At 49.7% G+C, this 15,728-nt stretch carries 12 protein-coding genes; 8 read left to right on the top strand and 4 right to left on the bottom strand.

The genetic code is table 11. From position 1 onward, the window contains the following. Window positions 1-23: 23 nt before the first annotated feature. Window positions 24-2,333, top strand: coding sequence for a methyl-accepting chemotaxis protein (locus MKX74_RS20535; protein ID WP_028590006.1), 2,310 nt, complete (start codon window positions 24-26; stop codon window positions 2,331-2,333). Between the two features lie 332 nt (window positions 2,334-2,665). Continuing rightward, the gene (locus tag MKX74_RS20530) at window positions 2,666-4,564 is read left to right on the top strand and encodes a peptidoglycan D,D-transpeptidase FtsI family protein (RefSeq protein WP_341179665.1); all 1,899 of its coding nucleotides are present in this window, start codon (window positions 2,666-2,668) and stop codon (window positions 4,562-4,564) included. On the opposite strand, the gene MKX74_RS20525 is transcribed toward MKX74_RS20530, so the two are convergent. Continuing rightward, complete coding sequence (locus tag MKX74_RS20525) at window positions 4,541-5,674, bottom strand: AI-2E family transporter (RefSeq protein WP_341179664.1); 1,134 nt, start codon at window positions 5,672-5,674, stop codon at window positions 4,541-4,543. The genes MKX74_RS20530 and MKX74_RS20525 overlap by 24 nt on opposite strands. Before the next feature lie 358 nt (window positions 5,675-6,032). Between MKX74_RS20525 and MKX74_RS20520 the strand changes: the two genes are divergently transcribed. Then, a complete protein-coding gene (locus MKX74_RS20520) occupies window positions 6,033-7,493 on the top strand; it encodes a polysaccharide deacetylase family protein (protein ID WP_341179663.1) in 1,461 nt (486 codons plus the stop codon). A gap of 134 nt (window positions 7,494-7,627) precedes the next feature. Here MKX74_RS20520 and ilvD read toward each other — a convergent pair whose 3' ends face one another. The 3 genes from ilvD to MKX74_RS20505 form a co-directional block, all read right to left on the bottom strand. After that, window positions 7,628-9,316, bottom strand: a complete 1,689-nt coding sequence (gene ilvD / locus MKX74_RS20515; protein WP_018884718.1) for a dihydroxy-acid dehydratase — start codon at window positions 9,314-9,316, stop codon at window positions 7,628-7,630. Between the two features lie 232 nt (window positions 9,317-9,548). Beyond that, window positions 9,549-9,797, bottom strand: coding sequence for a KGG domain-containing protein (locus MKX74_RS20510; RefSeq protein WP_028590008.1), 249 nt, complete (start codon window positions 9,795-9,797; stop codon window positions 9,549-9,551). Window positions 9,798-9,962: 165 nt separating this feature from the next. Then, window positions 9,963-11,003 carry an acyltransferase family protein gene (locus tag MKX74_RS20505; RefSeq protein ID WP_341179662.1) on the bottom strand — a complete coding sequence of 347 codons (1,041 nt, stop codon included), beginning with the start codon at window positions 11,001-11,003 and terminating at the stop codon, window positions 9,963-9,965. Window positions 11,004-11,395: 392 nt separating this feature from the next. Between MKX74_RS20505 and MKX74_RS20500 the strand changes: the two genes are divergently transcribed. The 5 genes from MKX74_RS20500 to mgrA all read left to right on the top strand — a co-directional run bounded on the left by MKX74_RS20500 (window position 11,396) and on the right by mgrA (window position 15,727). Next, window positions 11,396-12,064 (top strand): bifunctional 2-keto-4-hydroxyglutarate aldolase/2-keto-3-deoxy-6-phosphogluconate aldolase, encoded by a 669-nt coding sequence (locus MKX74_RS20500; protein ID WP_018884715.1) that lies wholly within the window; start codon window positions 11,396-11,398, stop codon window positions 12,062-12,064. A 148-nt stretch (window positions 12,065-12,212) separates the two neighbouring features. Further along, on the top strand, window positions 12,213-13,007 hold the full coding sequence (locus MKX74_RS20495) for an alpha/beta fold hydrolase (protein WP_341179661.1): 795 nt from the start codon (window positions 12,213-12,215) through the stop codon (window positions 13,005-13,007). Between the two features lie 42 nt (window positions 13,008-13,049). Then, the gene (locus MKX74_RS20490) at window positions 13,050-13,826 is read left to right on the top strand and encodes an HAD family hydrolase (protein WP_341179660.1); all 777 of its coding nucleotides are present in this window, start codon (window positions 13,050-13,052) and stop codon (window positions 13,824-13,826) included. A 55-nt stretch (window positions 13,827-13,881) separates the two neighbouring features. Next, window positions 13,882-14,622, top strand: a complete 741-nt coding sequence (locus MKX74_RS20485; RefSeq protein ID WP_341179659.1) for an NAD-dependent protein deacylase — start codon at window positions 13,882-13,884, stop codon at window positions 14,620-14,622. Between the two features lie 88 nt (window positions 14,623-14,710). Continuing rightward, window positions 14,711-15,727 carry an L-glyceraldehyde 3-phosphate reductase gene (mgrA, locus tag MKX74_RS20480; RefSeq protein ID WP_341179658.1) on the top strand — a complete coding sequence of 339 codons (1,017 nt, stop codon included), beginning with the start codon at window positions 14,711-14,713 and terminating at the stop codon, window positions 15,725-15,727. The last annotated feature ends 1 nt before the right edge of the window (window position 15,728 follow it).

Genomic DNA, 15,728 nt, shown 5'->3' with positions numbered 1-15,728 from the left:
AACACATTCGGCAGGTGAGAGAAATGGGTTTTAAACGTCAGAACAAGCAGGGCAACAAAAACCAAAAGTTTCAAGACACCAATGCACCACAGAACATCCAAAAAGCTGTAGAGGGCTCATCTAAGCCATGGGAATCTACAAAAGCAAAGCTTGGACAAGCTGCAGGCAAGCTGTCTCCTCTATTCAAGAAACAGTTGGCCAAGCTACCGAGCAAGAAAGGTAACAGTCAGGGTACGCAAGGGAGTGCGAACGGTGGGGGCAATGGTCGTCAACCGCGCGGGATGAAAACGTTTACTGTCAAAGGTATGGGAGCAATGATACGCAAGGCAAATCCAGTCAAGTCGGTCGGGATGAAGCTGTTTGCTATCTTTTTCGTTGCTATTATGTTCTTCGTAATCTGTCTGGGCGTAATGTCGTATATGACAGCTCGCGGTGTCATTGAGAAAAATGCAGCGGATGCATATCAACAAACGATCTCGCAGACAGCAGACAAGCTGGATATTATTCTTGAGCGACTGCTGGATACCTCGACACAGGTATTTTTCGACTCGGAGATGTCTGATTTGCTCAAGAAAATATCGGACCCGAACCAAACTTCATTTGATGTCTTCGTAAATACAGACACGATCAACAAGAAACTCGCTAATATCGCTTTTACGAACAAAGCGATTGAGAGCCTATATCTGTACCCTGAGGACAAGAGTAAGAATCCGATGGGAACCGGAAATCGAGTTGAGGTTCGTGAAGAAGCGTGGTTCGATGAGGTGCTGCAAAACAAGGGAGCACGCTGGATTCCTACGGATAGTGAGGGCAAAACCTTCAGACTGGTCAGAACTATGAACGACGTAAGTGGTGTTGGTGGTACTTACGTGCTCGTCATGGACTTGAAGACAAGTATTCTGGAGGAGCAATTGAGTGGTCTCTCCCTGGGTGCAGGAGGCCGAGTCGATCTCGTAGCCTCAGACGGGGCAGTCGTAGCGTCTACGTTGGACAATATGGCTGGGGGAGAAGTGAAGCTCGACTACGTAAAGGATTATACAGAGCCGCAAGGAACAAAGAATCTCAATCTGAATATCGGCGATCAGCAAGTAAACACACTGACGGTCTATACGACTTTAGGGAGCTCACAGTGGATACTGAATGGACAAGTACCTGTGAAGGAACTGGTAGTTGACGCCAGAAGTATTCTGATTACGACCTGGATATTTGCTATTGTCGCTGCTGCGCTAGCTGTAGTGATCGGTCTGGTCATGATTCGGATGATTGCTCGTCCATTGTCCAATCTGACAGAGCTGATGCTTCAGGGAGCGAAGGGTGACTTGCGTGTACGCACGAAGCATCATTCACAGGATGAGATCGGTCAGCTGTCAGCCAGCTTCAACGAAATGATGGAGCAAATAACGCTCCTGGCGCAGCTTACCAACAATTCTGCACAGGATGTTCTGGGAACAGCCTCTGAGCTTAGTGATGCATCCAGAAAGACCGCTGTCTCGGCCCGTGAGATCGCTGTAGCGACAGAAGAGATTGCGAATGGGGCTACCAGCCTGGCAACTGAAGCGGAGAAAGGAAATGCGTTAACGGAGAATATTTCCCGTCAGATGGAGCTCGTCATCGACTCAAACAAAGAGATGGGAGATGCTGCCCGTCACGTAGAGCGTTCAAGCGAAGAGGGTACCAAGCAGCTAGAGCAGCTGATGAGCAAGACACGTGTGACCGAGGAAACAACCAAGGCATTGGTAGCGAAGGTAGATCGTCTGAAGGAGACGACAGCTTCGGTATTCAAGGTATTTGATGTGCTACAGAATATTACGAAGCAGACGAATATTCTATCCTTGAATGCTACGATTGAAGCAGCGCGTGCCGGGGTAGCCGGAAGAGGCTTTATGGTCGTAGCAGACGAGATTCGGCAATTGGCTGACCAATCTCGCCAGTCCATTATTATGGCAGGGGACATTGTCGATAACATTGTGTCTGAAATGAACGAAACGGTAGCTGCATTGTCTGAAGTCTATCCATTGTTCCGGGAACAAATGGGCGCCGTTAAGGAGACAACAGAAATCTTCAATTCTGTACAGCAGCAAATGGGTGATTTCGTAGAACGTCTTAATTCTGTAACGGGCTCGATTCAGGAGTTGAATCAGTCACAGAGCGTATTGTCTGATGCCATGAGCAATGTAAGTGCTGTTGCCGAGCAATCCTCCGCAACCTCAGAGGAAGTAGCTTCCCTGAGCAGTGAGCAGGAGAACGTGGGCAATCAGCTCGTAACCTTGTCTGGTAAGCTGGAGAATGTATCCAACAACCTCAAGGAGACGCTTTCGAAGTTCATCGTTTAGCCTGAGCAAGTACAGATTAGTGTATATATTTTACAGCGATGCCCCCTTGTCGATCTGGCAAGGGGGCATTTTTGCGTTCAGAAGATCGGATGCTTGCCGAAGGCCATCTTCAGAGCTTTGACGTTCAATCTACGGCGTATCCTCGTTCGAAAGAACAATAAGCTTAACATGGCCACCAGGGCACCTCATAGCAGCTGATTTATACTTACACTTGATTGGGCAAGGTGATATTTGGCGAGCGGTCTTAGCTTTACAGGAATAAGCTGGATGGTGTCTGCTTTCCAAGGGCATACTATCTTCCACATCCAGGGGATCGGCAAGGAGGACCCACCATGGCGGGACAGAGAGCACCGGCGCAGCGGGAAAATAGAGCTTGCTGCATCCAAGGAACACCGGATTCACATTGTACACAGCACTCACATCACTCACAGCATTCACAGCATACAGGGCACAAACAAAGCAAACAGTATCTACAAAATACACAGCGTAGACAGCGAATCCGAGCGCTCATGATCTTCTTTGGTAGCCTTCTCATGCTGATCATAGCCAGATTGGGCTGGCTGCAGGCGGGCTTTTACATCGGGCAGAATGTTCTGTCATCTAAGACTATAGGCGAGTTGTCAGTTTTACAACGTCAGGAAGGGGTTGTGGTGGATGATGGCCGAGGGCATATAGAGGATCGCAATGGTCATCCCTTGACGGGAGAACGCATCTGGGTACCGGTGTTATTTCCGAGAGGCTATGAGCGGCTGAGCGAAGGAGAACTAGAGACACTCGCTTCGATATTGAAGATCAGGGTCACTAAACTGCGACAGCAATGGGAGACGCTGGAGTCCCCGTTTATCTGGAGAGATGCAGTGAACCAACCGTTAGCTCTGCAATCTGCGCAGCTCCATAAGCTTCGTGGAATTCACAGCGATGCTGTAGAGGTGCTTCCGTATGTGAGAAGATATGCCAATTCAGCTACAGGACGCCAGTGGCTGGGATACGTCTATGATCCTGGCAAGAAGACATCCCTTGCAATAGGGGCATCGGGTCTGGAGAAAGCATTCGAGCCGCTGCTCAAGAGCCGTGGGAAGACGGTCATGCTGCACTTGGTTGATCCGGTGCGTGCAACACTTCCGGGCTCCGCGCTTCGTATGATTAAGCCAGATAATCCCTATTATCCTTTGCGGCTACAGACCACGATTGATCTGCCCATACAGGAGAAGATTGAGGGGCTGCTGGAGCAGTCGAGGATGGGGGAAGGAGCGGTAGTCGTACTGGACGTAGAGAATGCGGATATTGTAGCTATGGTATCCAGTCCCTTTTATAATCCAAATGATATCCACCCGAAGCAGGGACAGTGGGTTAATCATGCGACACAAGCAACAGCTCCGGGCTCAGTATTCAAGATTGTGACGGCTGCTGCTGCCCTGGAGGCGAATCAGACTTCTGAGGATGAGGTCTTCGAGTGTAAGGGGGACTTTGGTAAATATGGGCTTTCCTGTCCTGTCCCCGGAGGTCACGGAAGACTGAGCCTGCGTGAGGGCTTTGCCCGTTCCTGCAATACAGTGTTTGCACACCTCGCTGAGCGGGTAAGTTCAGAAGATATCCTAACTATGGCCAGACATCTAGGACTTGGTCAAGCGGTCGGATGGCAGGCAAACGGAATACCTGGGATATCGACCGTGCAGCCACTGGCGCATGAGCATGGGGGACGCATTTATGCATCTGGCGCAGACCTGGAGGATGAAGGGATACGGGTCCAGACAGCTATTGGTCAAAGGGACGTCATAATCACCCCGTTACAGGCGGCGAATGTGGTAGTAACCTTGCTGCATGAAGGCCAGGTCCTCTCCCCACGTCTGGTCAGTCGGGTCAAGTATCGTGACGGAAGTGTGCTCAAGGAGCTTGGGCCACATGCGATGCCAGCTACGCCGGGCAGGTTGCGACCAGAGACAGCTCGCCAGCTGTTGGCGTGGATGCGGGATACCGTGAATGAAGGGACAGGCCGCTCTCTACGATCAGCTAGTTGGCATCTGGCAGGTAAGTCAGGCACTGCGCAGACAGGACAAGGCCGCAACCATCAATGGTTTGTTGGTTACGGCCCAGTAGAGCATCCTAAGTATGCAGTTGCAGTCTTAGTAAAGAATAGACCGGAGAATGTCGGCAATCACGCAACACGACTGTTCGGTCAGGTGATGGACTTGCTGGCCCGATCTTCATCAGCTGCTAGTCGGACCTCCTGAAGGCGGACCAGAAAAGGGAGATTCCTCGAATTCATCCTTAGGTAGATGAATCCAGCGTTGAAGGTAGCCCTGCTGCATGAGCTCCTTGATCAGGATTAACAGAATTGGTGACATGATCAGTCCTGAGACACCGAAGATTGACAAGGAAATAATCATGAATGACAGCATGAGATAGGCGGATGTCACACCGATGGAGTTGCCCGCAATTTTAGGCTCGGCCAGTTGACGCACCAGCATCGTAATAACCAGCAGTACGATCAATCCAATACCGAGTCCAGTCTGCCCTACAATCAGCAGGTAGATAGCCCAAGGCAACAGAATTACAGGTACACCAAGCAGTGGCAAAAGATCAAATAGAGCACATAAGATAGCTATATAGAAGGCATTTCCTGTCCCCAGAATGAGCAATCCGGTAAAAATGAGCGCAAATGTAATGGAGACAAGTAGAAATTGGGCACGCAGATACGAGAAAATGGCCTTGATGACGTGATTTTTGAAGAAATCAAAGGCTGTTTTCAAGGTTTGCGGTGTCTTTTTCCGGGCAATAACCTTCCATAAATCAATCTCGACACTCAAAAAGAATGCTAAAATAACAGCAACGGCAAAATTGGCTATAAAGGTAGAGGATGAGCCTACAAATCCAATCAGCCAGCGAAGAAAGCTCGCCCCCCATGTGCCAAGCATGCTGGTGATCGTCTCGAAGTATTCATTCAGACGCTCTGTCAAGCTTGGAGGCAATGACGTGATCTGACTCTGTACAAATACGCTGGATTGACGGAATGCATCCTGAATCAGCGTTGTATAGCGCGGAATGTCATCAGCCAGCTTCATGGATTGTACCGCCAGAATGACACCTAACCCGAGAAAGACCCCGATGAGCACAGCAGCGAACAGCAGCACGGAAATTGCTGAAGCGAAAGCTTTGCGCATTCCCCGGCGATGCAGGAATTGAGCCAGCGGTTCAATGCAAGCGAAGACGATGAAGGATAGAAATACGGGAGCAGCCAAATGGTATAACTTACTGAACAGTAACATGATAAGATAGACAGTGAGGACAATTAATGCGATGTCAAATATGGTGCGCCAGTATTTTTTGTATAACGGTAGCATGATTCCGTCTCCTTTTCTCAATCAATTGATGAGCCTATAGTAGCACCCTGCTCATAGTTAATCATGTGTGCATTTGTATCATACATCTAAATCATTTTTCAAAATACACTATATGGGGCAACATAAATCCTCTATAGGTTATCATGATTCTTCTAAACTATGTAGTATATCTAGTGATTTATCCAGTACCACGGGACATCTGAAAGGGTTCAAAATACTGAACTGTGTACATATACGATGATATTTGGAGAATGGTTCCCAAATTTGAGCATGATCCAGCATCACCGACCTGTGTTATGTATGTTCATGTTCATATGCTTAGAGAAAGCCAAGACAAAACGGAAAAGTGGGGATATTCATGCTGCAGAACTTACTGTTGTTGATATTGTACATTTCTTCTTTGTATGCATTTATTCCACTGGTCATTAGCCGATTGTTCGGGTTCAGGGTACTACGTAGAGGGAAAATACAGGATTCGTTCGCATTAACCTTCGATGATGGGCCGCATCCAGTCTACACCCCACAGCTATTGGACCTGCTTCGACGCTATAAGGTGAAGGCGACCTTCTTTGTCGTCGGTATGCATGCCAAGGAGCATCCGGAGATATTGCGAAGAATGCACCAGGAAGGGCATTTGATTGGTATTCATAATTATGAGCACAGGGCGAATTGGTTAATGCGACCCAAGACGGTGCGTAGACAGATTGAGTGGACGGAGCAGATTATTAATCAGGTTACTGGACAGCCGGTCATGTATTATAGACCTCCATGGGGAGTGGTTAACCTGTTTGATTTCTCCCCTTCAGCTGGAAAAAGAATCGTGCTCTGGTCTTCAATGTTCTATGATTGGAGATTCCGACTCGGTGCTGATCGGCTTGCCGAACGTATGCTGAGGAAGCTGCGAGGAGGAGAGATTATGCTGCTGCATGATCGAGGGACCACCTTTGGGGCTGACCCGCAGGCACCAGAGAATATGCTGCTAGCTGTCGAGACGCTGCTGGAGGAAGCCGCGCACCGGGGGATGAAGGGAATTAGAATTGATGAGATGGAGGAGGCTGAAGCAGTCATGGGTAAGGAGAAGAAGCGACAGAGCGATGCAGGTTGGCTAAAAAGAAGCATACTTCGCCTATGGTTCCAATATGAGAAGCTGTTCCACAGTCTCTTCCATCTCCAGCCAGCTTCGAAGGACACTCCTTTACTGCATTACAGACAGCGCTCCTATCAGGGAGAAGAGATCAAGCTAGGCGATGGTTCTATGTTAAGCAAGGGGGACAGTGTGTTGGAGCTGCATTTTGACAATCGTAGATTGTATGAGATCGGCGCTAGCGCAAAATCCACACTCCACATTGCTATTCAGATGATTCGCGGTGTAGAGCAGCAGCTTCCCGCTCTGGCAACCCGGATTGCCGAGGAGCCGGGTCTTACAAATGTAAAGGCACTGTATGGTGTAAGCATGATTAATAGGGGAGCCGAGAAGCTGGGCTTCATCGTGGAGGAATTACCAAAAGGGCTATTTGCTACAGCTTCGCGCTGGTACCTGGCTTTGCTGCTGTTGGTCATTCACCCTGCTGGACAGAGACGCTTCAGGAAGGGAGAGCTTCGTGGAGAGCAACAGAGATCAGGCGGTGAAATTGCGGCAAGAGCGACCTTGGTCCCCAAGAGAATCGTTATGCCGGTCAGTATCCTGAAGAGTCGATATGGTGGCACAACCAACCGCCTATCCAAGTCAGCAGAAGCGGGGGCAGACTATGACAATGAGATCTTGGACATGGAATCGGCAACTGCTGCCCAAGTGAACAGCACAGGCACCACGGCCTAACACGACTTCACGGGGCTAATTTAGTAGAATACAAGTAACCAAGTAAGACAAAAAAGCTGTTTCGAGGCTAGATAAGCCCGAAACAGCTTTTGTTGTATGCTATAGTGCTTTTTGTTCATGCTAAGGTGCTATGATTAGATTTTCATGATTCCGCCATTGCTCGCATTTGTAACAAGCTTGGAGTATCGGGCGAGATAACCAGTCTTCACCTTTGGCTCGAAGCCTTTCCAGTTGGCACGACGACGATCGAATTCCTCATCACTGATCTCCAACTGGATGGTGCGGTTGTTCAGATCCAGCTCAATGAAATCTCCGTCCTCGACGAAGGCAATCGGTCCACCCTCAGCGGCCTCTGGTGAGATATGACCGATCGAGATACCGCGGGATGCCCCTGAGAAGCGGCCATCCGTAATCAGTCCTACCTTGGCCCCCAGACCCATACCTACGATTTGGGAGGTTGGTGCCAGCATTTCCGGCATACCTGGTCCACCCTTAGGTCCTTCATAACGGATAACCACGACGTGGCCTTCCTTCACATGACCGTTAGCGATTCCGTACAGCGCATCGTCTTGGGAATCGAAGCAGATCGCAGGTCCACGGTGATAGCCGCCAACGGATGGATCAACTGCTCCCACCTTGATAATGGAGCCCTGTGGAGCCAGATTGCCGAAGAGCACAGCCAGTCCACCACGCTCAGAATGAGGGTTGTCCAGCCTATGAATAACGTTCGTATCCAGAATCTCTTGGCCTTCCACATTCTCACGTAACGTCTTGCCAGTCACGGTAATACAGTCCGCGTGCAGCGCTCCTGGCTTCTTGAGTAGTTCGTTCAGAACCGCGCTTACGCCGCCTGCATTGTGTACATCCTCGATGTGATAGTCAGAGGCAGGAGCCAGCTTGGACAGATGTGGTACTCGGTTAGCCACTTCGTTGATGCGCTCAATTGGATAATCTACTTCAGCTTCATGTGCCAAAGCCAGTGTATGCAGTACAGTGTTCGTGGAACCGCCCATCGCCATATCCAATGCGAAGGCATTGTCAATCGCTTCCTTCGTTACGATGTCACGCGGCTTGAGATCAATCTTGATCAGTTCCATCAGTTGCTTCGCAGACTGACGAACGAACTCTTTACGTTCCTCAGCGACTGCCAGGATAGTACCGTTGCCCGGCAGAGCCAGTCCCAGTGCTTCAGCAAGACAGTTCATGGAATTCGCTGTGAACATCCCTGAACAGGAACCGCAGGTTGGACAGCCAAATTGCTCAAGCTCCAGCAAGCTTTGATCATCAATCTTACCTGCCTGATAAGCACCTACACCCTCGAATACGGAGGTCAGGGAGATCGAGCGACCGTTCTTGTCCTTACCGGCCTTCATTGGTCCACCGCTGACGAATACCGTCGGAATGTTGACGCGAAGCGCACCCATCATCATGCCTGGCGTGATCTTGTCACAGTTAGGGATACATACCATTCCGTCGAACCAGTGAGCCGAGACGACAGTCTCCAGGGAATCGGCAATAATCTCACGGCTTGGGAGAGAGTAACGCATGCCGATATGGCCCATAGCAATTCCGTCATCAACACCGATGGTATTGAACTCGAACGGGACTCCGCCTGCTTCGCGAATCGCTTCTTTAACGATCTTACCGAATTCCTGAAGGTGTACGTGTCCAGGAACGATATCGATATAGGAGTTGCACACGGCAATAAATGGTTTGCCAAAATCCTCTTCCTTAACTCCTGCTGCGCGCAGCAAGCTCCGGTGTGGTGCACGATCAAAGCCTTTTTTGATCATGTCAGAGCGCATTTTTTTGTTTGCTGTCATGCTGACTTATCCTCCCAATCGGTGTATATTTTAGCGCTGTTGAGCGCTAATGAACGTTTATGTTTTCTAAAGAGTCTATCACATCTAGTCAGCTTTTGCTATATGGGCCTTGCTGGAGGATACACAAAAAAACCGGCTCACACAGAAGCCGGCTACTGCCAGAAATAATGGGGACTTCAACGGACATGTCAACTGGATATGCCCCAGTGACGTGCATAAATGGAGATGAGGATTACTTTTTGCCGCCCTTGCGACCGATTTCCTGATAAAATTCCCGATCCCGGGACTCAGCAGTGGCTTCTCCACCCTTGCGGCCAATCTCTTGATAGAACTCCGTGGTATGCGTCTCTGCTGTCGTCACGCCGCCTTTACGGCCGATTCCCTGGTAGAAAGCCCGACTGTGCTTTTTGGAGGTGGCTTGCCCGCCAAGCCTTCCGGCCTCGGCCCTAGTCATCTTGCCTTTGTCTGAGGGGGGTGCCATAACAAATCACTCCTTGGGACAAGTTTGTTGTACGCACCCTGTACTTACCACTTCCCTTGCGACATGAAACAAGGAGAAAAGATGCCTGGGGCAAGTCACGATAGTTCCCAGATGATATGTGAGACATGAATATTCAGGCTTGTTCATTCTTTATCTAATTTGTTTTCACGCCTTTCTTGGCTGGCGCAGGCTTGGCTTCATGTAGCGCAATAACCAATCTGTCCGAGGCTCTACAATGGCGTGCGATAGTGTTCTCACCGTCGGAAGCGTCAGCAGGGCAGTCGCTCCGCAAGCCGTAACGATGAGCAGTAATGCCTCATAGGGAAGTGTAATGTAGCTATAGATCCCTGAGATCACAGCCGCCCGGATCACAAAGCCATGCAGCAGGAAGACATAGAGAGTCCGTCTGCCCATATCCGTCCAGAAGCCAGCAGCTAGTGGAACGAATCCGAGGAAAACGACAGAGGCAGCAATCTGTAGCAGGTAGATACCGATACGGAACAGACCAGCATACCAATCGGTGTGACCCAGCTGTAGGTAGGTCATGCTTCCGTATAACCAGCCCGCGGGGAGTACTTGAGCGATCAAGCCTGATACCGATAGTAGCATGCAGGATAGCACAATAGCCGTCACTCTTGCCTTGCGGTTCCACCATGCGGCTAGCTTCTCGTAAGAGAAGTGATAGCCAATGACGAAGAATGGCATGAATACGAAAGTCCGGCTCAGGCTCAGCCAAATTCCGTCCACCGGAAGGTATCCGATCATAATACCAAGTCCGAAGGCAACAGCGAGCTGTGAAGTCACAGACAGCCGAATAAGGAGCATCATCAGTAGCCGCCAACAAATATGACTAGCCAGGAACCACAGCAGCAAGTAAGGTGCAAAGAATGAATGGTGAATGCCAGGTACATGGAAGAACAGGGCATCAAGAGAGGAATAGAGCGTCTGAAATATCAAATACTGCAGTCCAATTTGTAATAGTACCTTGCGACCGCCCGAACCGAGCAGATTAAATTTGGAAAAATATCCTGTGACAAATACAAACAGTGGAATGTGGAACATAAATATCCACGTGTACACCTCTTGGGCTATTGGCATGTCAGCAAGCAGCGGCTCAAGAGCATTTCCAATAAATACACAAAAAATCAGCAGCAACCGCAGGTCGATCAGCACGGTGTCACCGCGCGAGGTGTCATGTACAGTCATTCGGTATTCCCCCATCAATACATAATGAAAAGTAATTATGAAATCATCTTTTTATACTTTCAAAATACGCTAGCCAAAGGAATTGGATAGTGATTTTTTTCACAATAGAAAACGTTCTCAGATCCCATATTTGTGTCAAAACGTTGACACGTTTGATGGCTCCAGATTTGACCTGCCCCTATACCAATGGTACCCTAACGAAAGCTGGACATCTTCCTTTGGAGGTATGAAACACCTTTGCAATGAAGGCTTTCTGGCAAGTTAGCGTTCCTGATCCAAGCTATCTTCCTATATAATTGAACCCAAGAGTCTAACCTAGCGTGAATAGGATCAGCTGTATAGGCTGTGGGATGTCCTGAATACAATCAAACAAGTGCTAAGGAGAATAAGTAATGAAAAAAATTCAACTTGTGCAAAAAATAGTCGACTGCGGTGTAGTTGCTGTGCTGCGGGGTGATTCCAGCGATCAGGTCGTGCAAATGGCTGAGCAGGCTATCGCGGGTGGAATCAAGGCGATTGAAATTACTTTGACAGTTCCGGGAGCTTTGCGTGCGATCGAATCCCTTAGCAGAATCTATAGCTGGAACGCAGAGCATGAGGATCGGTTCGCTATCATTGGGGCGGGTACGGTACTGGAGCCACACTCTGCTAGAGCTGCCATTATGGCAGGGGCTGAATTCGTGGTGTCTCCATCGCTGAATCCGGAGACGATCCGATTGTGCAATCTCTATCGTGTGCCTATCTTGCCAGGGGTTATGACCTTGGCAGAGGTTCAGCAAGCGCTGGAGTGGGGCGTGGATATTGTAAAGCTCTTCCCGGGCAGTGTGTATGAACCATCCATTATCAAGACAATGAAGGGACCCATGCCACAGGCGAATTTCATGCCAACGGGTGGTGTCTCCGTCGCTAATCTTGGGGACTGGATTCGAGGTGGAGCTGTGGCTGTAGGTATCGGTTCAGATCTGACGGCCGAGGCTACCCAATCAGGAGATATGAAGCGGGTACGTTCCAAGGCAGAGCAGTACATGAAGGCTTACCGGGAGGCTAAGGCTAGACGGTAGTAGAATGGGCTGGACTGTGAGCATGAGGTGGTCCGGCCTTTGCAAGACGACATTAGACTCCGAAGCTGCGATTATGGTGGCGTTGGAGTTTTGTATTTCGCTAGACAATTTCGAAAAGGTGGTTCGCATGAGAAGACGAAGTAGAGGTATGAGTGTATACAGTGCGAGACAACCTCGCCGAATGGTATGGAAGGTGCTTCTGATCGTACTGCTCCTGTTGGTAGCTATCGTTGGCTGGGGCGCTTGGAAGGTGTTGACACCCTACAAGGCAGACGAGGTGGCTCTGACAGCTATCAGCAGTGCAGCAGAGGCTCAAGTAAAGGTGACCGAGACGGAGCAGTGGATTGATTTCATGCCAGAAGAGGGAGCGGGCAAGGGTACAGGGGTTATTTTCTACCCAGGCGGACTGGTAGACCCGAAGAGCTATGCACCGTTAGCGAAGTCTCTCGCGGAGCAAGGGCATCATACGGTCATTGTGAAAATGCAGTTCAACCTTGCTTTTACGGAGCCTGACGCGGCGAATGCTGTCCTGGCTGCCTATCCTGACGAATCCTTCGTGATCGGGGGCCACTCATTAGGCGGAGCCATGGCGGCCCGGTATGCAGCGACTCATTCCGGTCAGATTCAAGGGTTGTTCCTTCTGGCGTCTTATGCGGACAGCAAGGCAGATCTGCATACGACCTCCCTTCCAGTGCTATCCATTCTGGGTACACAGGATCAGGTGATCAATAGGGAGAAATATCAGAGTGGACGAGCTAATCTGCCTGATAGTACGTTGTACTACACCGTAGAAGGCGGGAATCACGCTCAATATGGAAGCTATGGCCCGCAAAAGGGGGATGGCGTGGCTACGATTACCGCAGAAGAGCAGGAAAGCCGCACAGCACAGGTTATGATGGACTGGTTAACTGCGACTGTCGATGTTGATGCATCCTCAAAATAAGACTTGTCTAATACCTATGTCCACTCTAAGGAGAAGATTGGAATGGCTGAGTTGCTTGTAAAAGGAAGACGACATCCCTGCAGAGCCGTCCTGTTCGATAAGGATGGCACGCTGCTGGACTTCTGGCAAATGTGGGGACCTTGGACTCGTACGCTGCTGGAGATGCTTGAGCAAGAGCTTCAAGGGCTGAAGGGCAGCTTTACAGGCTCGAAGCACCGGGTACTTGGTACAACTCATAATGCGGATGGTGAGCCGATGGGCTATGACCGCAGTGGTCCACTGGCCATGGGATCGATTGAGGAGACAACCGCTGTTCTGGCTTGGCAGCTGTATGCAGCTGGTAAGCCTTGGAATGAGGCGGTGCTGCGTGTACATGAGTTGGCCTCAGTGGCGACCCAGGAAATCCGGCAACAGAGGCCAGCAAGTCTGCCGGCAGGCTTGTTGAGTTTGCTGCAACAGTGTCACCAAGCCGGGGTTGTCATGGGAGTGGTTACGGCGGATGGAACGAAGGAAGCGGAGGAGCATCTCCATTGGCTGGGAATCCATTCTTATTTTGCGACAGTGGTAGGCTATGACCAGGTCGTACATAGTAAGCCTGATCCTGCCATGATGCTTCATGCCTGCGCCCAACTCCGGGTCAGTCCGTCTGAGACCGTACTGATCGGGGATACGAATGGAGACATGCAGATGGGCAGACTTGCTGGAGCGGCGTTGAAGATTGGCTATGCTGCAGAGTCGGAGACAGCCACATATCTGCTGGATGCAGATGAAATCATTCACAGCTATGATGAGATTATAGTACGGCAGGGTTTTGTGTAATGAATTATAGGGTTGCATGTTATTCTATGGAGACAATTAATGAGGTGATGCTGGTATGGACAAAAAACAGACACTAGCTTCATGGATTACAGACAGCAGCAAAATCGTATTTTTTGGTGGGGCAGGAACGTCCACGGAGAGTGGAATTCCGGATTTTCGGTCAGCCGCAGGACTGTATCGAAATGAAGAGAAGCTGCCTTACCCACCGGAGGTTATGCTAAGCAAGACCTTTTTCCTCGAACACCCGAACGTCTTCTTTGACTTTTATCGTCGCAAGATGCTGCATCCGAATGCTAAGCCTAATGGTTGTCATGAACTGCTGGCCAGGCTAGAAGCTGAAGGCAGGCTGTCCGCGGTTATCACGCAGAATATTGATGGTCTGCATCAAAAGGCTGGCAGCCAGCGTGTGCTGGAGCTTCATGGGTCTGTGCATCGCAATTACTGTATGAACTGCTCACGCTTTTATTCCCTTGCGGAGATTATGGACAGTGAGAGCACCGTGCCTGTCTGTCCGCATGACGGAGCCATGATCAAGCCTGATGTGGTGTTATATGAAGAGGAATTGAACCACAAGACTTTATCAGATGCAGTGGAGGCTATAGCAGAGGCTGATTTACTGTTAATTGGCGGCACGTCGCTGACCGTTCATCCGGCTGCTTCCTTAATTACTTATTTTCAAGGAGAACGCACGGTATTGTTGAATGCGGACCCGACTCCGTATGACCATCGGGCGGACCTGTTGTTAACCGAACCGATCGGACAGATTATGCATGAGGTTGGAAGGTTGGTAGTGTAATCGTTTTCTTGTAAAAAAGTTGTCAAGGGCGTATGATGTTCCCTAGGAAAGAAAACACAATCATGAGTGGAGAGAGGCGGGGATAGCAATGGTTTATTTAGCTGGTGAAGATCGTTATGAACATATGAAATATAATCGTACAGGCAAATCCGGCCTGAAGCTCCCGGCTATTTCTCTGGGACTATGGCATAACTTTGGTGGCATCAACAACGCCGAGAATGGTCGGAATATGTTGACAAGAGCGTTTGATCTGGGGATTACCCATTTTGATTTGGCAAATAATTATGGTCCTCCTGCAGGATCTGCTGAGCAATTGTTCGGACAGGTTCTGGCAAGTGACCTTAAGGCATATCGCGATGAGATGGTCATCTCTACCAAAGCAGGGTACTATATGTGGCCTGGACCGTATGGTGAATGGGGTTCTCGCAAATATCTGGTCTCAAGTCTGGATCAGAGTCTGAAGCGTATGGGACTTGATTATGTGGATATTTTCTACTCCCATCGCTTTGATCCGGATACTCCGCTTGAGGAGACGATGATGGCGCTGGATCATATTGTCCGTTCCGGGAAGGCCCTATACGTAGGTATTTCCAGCTATAGTGCCGAGCAGACTGCCGAGGCGGCTCGCATCTTGAAAGAGCTCGGAACACCACTCCTCATCCATCAACCGAAGTATTCCTTACTGGACCGTTGGATTGAAGAAGGTTTGCAGGACGTGCTTGATGAGAACGGAGTGGGCAGTATCGCATTTTGTCCGTTGGCGCAAGGACTGCTTACCAATAAATATCTGAATGGCATCCCGGATGATTCTCGCGCTGCAGGCGCTTCACAGTTCCTGAGCTCCAATAATATAACACCAGAGATGCTGCGCAAGGTGAGAGCCTTGAACCAGATGGCGGGTGCAAGAGGTCAGAGTCTGGCTCAATTCGCTCTTGCCTGGGTACTTCGTGAGGGACGTGTAACCTCTGCGCTCATAGGTGCCAGTCGTCCTGAACAGATTGAAGAGAACGTGGCAGCACTCTCTAATCTGGATTTCTCGACAGAAGAGCTGGAACGGATCGATTCCATTCTGCACTCCTCCGGCCAAGAGGGCTCCAAGTCTTAAT

This window comes from Paenibacillus sp. FSL K6-1230, from assembly GCF_038002385.1.
In the GTDB taxonomy this organism is placed as follows: Bacteria; Bacillota; Bacilli; order Paenibacillales; family Paenibacillaceae; genus Paenibacillus; species Paenibacillus massiliensis.
This window is presented reverse-complemented; position numbering and strand designations above follow the sequence as displayed.

Excerpts from the sequence above, each read along its gene's own strand:
- MKX74_RS20535 (WP_028590006.1), top strand. The coding sequence starts at position 24 with ATGGGTTTTAAACGTCAGAACAAGCAGGGCAACAAAAACCAAAAGTTT.
- MKX74_RS20530 (WP_341179665.1), top strand. The coding sequence starts at position 2,666 with ATGGCGGGACAGAGAGCACCGGCGCAGCGGGAAAATAGAGCTTGCTGC.
- MKX74_RS20525 (WP_341179664.1), bottom strand. The coding sequence starts at position 5,674 with ATGCTACCGTTATACAAAAAATACTGGCGCACCATATTTGACATCGCA.
- MKX74_RS20520 (WP_341179663.1), top strand. The coding sequence starts at position 6,033 with ATGCTGCAGAACTTACTGTTGTTGATATTGTACATTTCTTCTTTGTAT.
- ilvD (WP_018884718.1), bottom strand. The coding sequence starts at position 9,316 with ATGACAGCAAACAAAAAAATGCGCTCTGACATGATCAAAAAAGGCTTT.
- MKX74_RS20510 (WP_028590008.1), bottom strand. The coding sequence starts at position 9,797 with ATGGCACCCCCCTCAGACAAAGGCAAGATGACTAGGGCCGAGGCCGGA.
- MKX74_RS20505 (WP_341179662.1), bottom strand. The coding sequence starts at position 11,003 with ATGACTGTACATGACACCTCGCGCGGTGACACCGTGCTGATCGACCTG.
- MKX74_RS20500 (WP_018884715.1), top strand. The coding sequence starts at position 11,396 with ATGAAAAAAATTCAACTTGTGCAAAAAATAGTCGACTGCGGTGTAGTT.
- MKX74_RS20495 (WP_341179661.1), top strand. The coding sequence starts at position 12,213 with ATGAGTGTATACAGTGCGAGACAACCTCGCCGAATGGTATGGAAGGTG.
- MKX74_RS20490 (WP_341179660.1), top strand. The coding sequence starts at position 13,050 with ATGGCTGAGTTGCTTGTAAAAGGAAGACGACATCCCTGCAGAGCCGTC.
- MKX74_RS20485 (WP_341179659.1), top strand. The coding sequence starts at position 13,882 with ATGGACAAAAAACAGACACTAGCTTCATGGATTACAGACAGCAGCAAA.
- mgrA (WP_341179658.1), top strand. The coding sequence starts at position 14,711 with ATGGTTTATTTAGCTGGTGAAGATCGTTATGAACATATGAAATATAAT.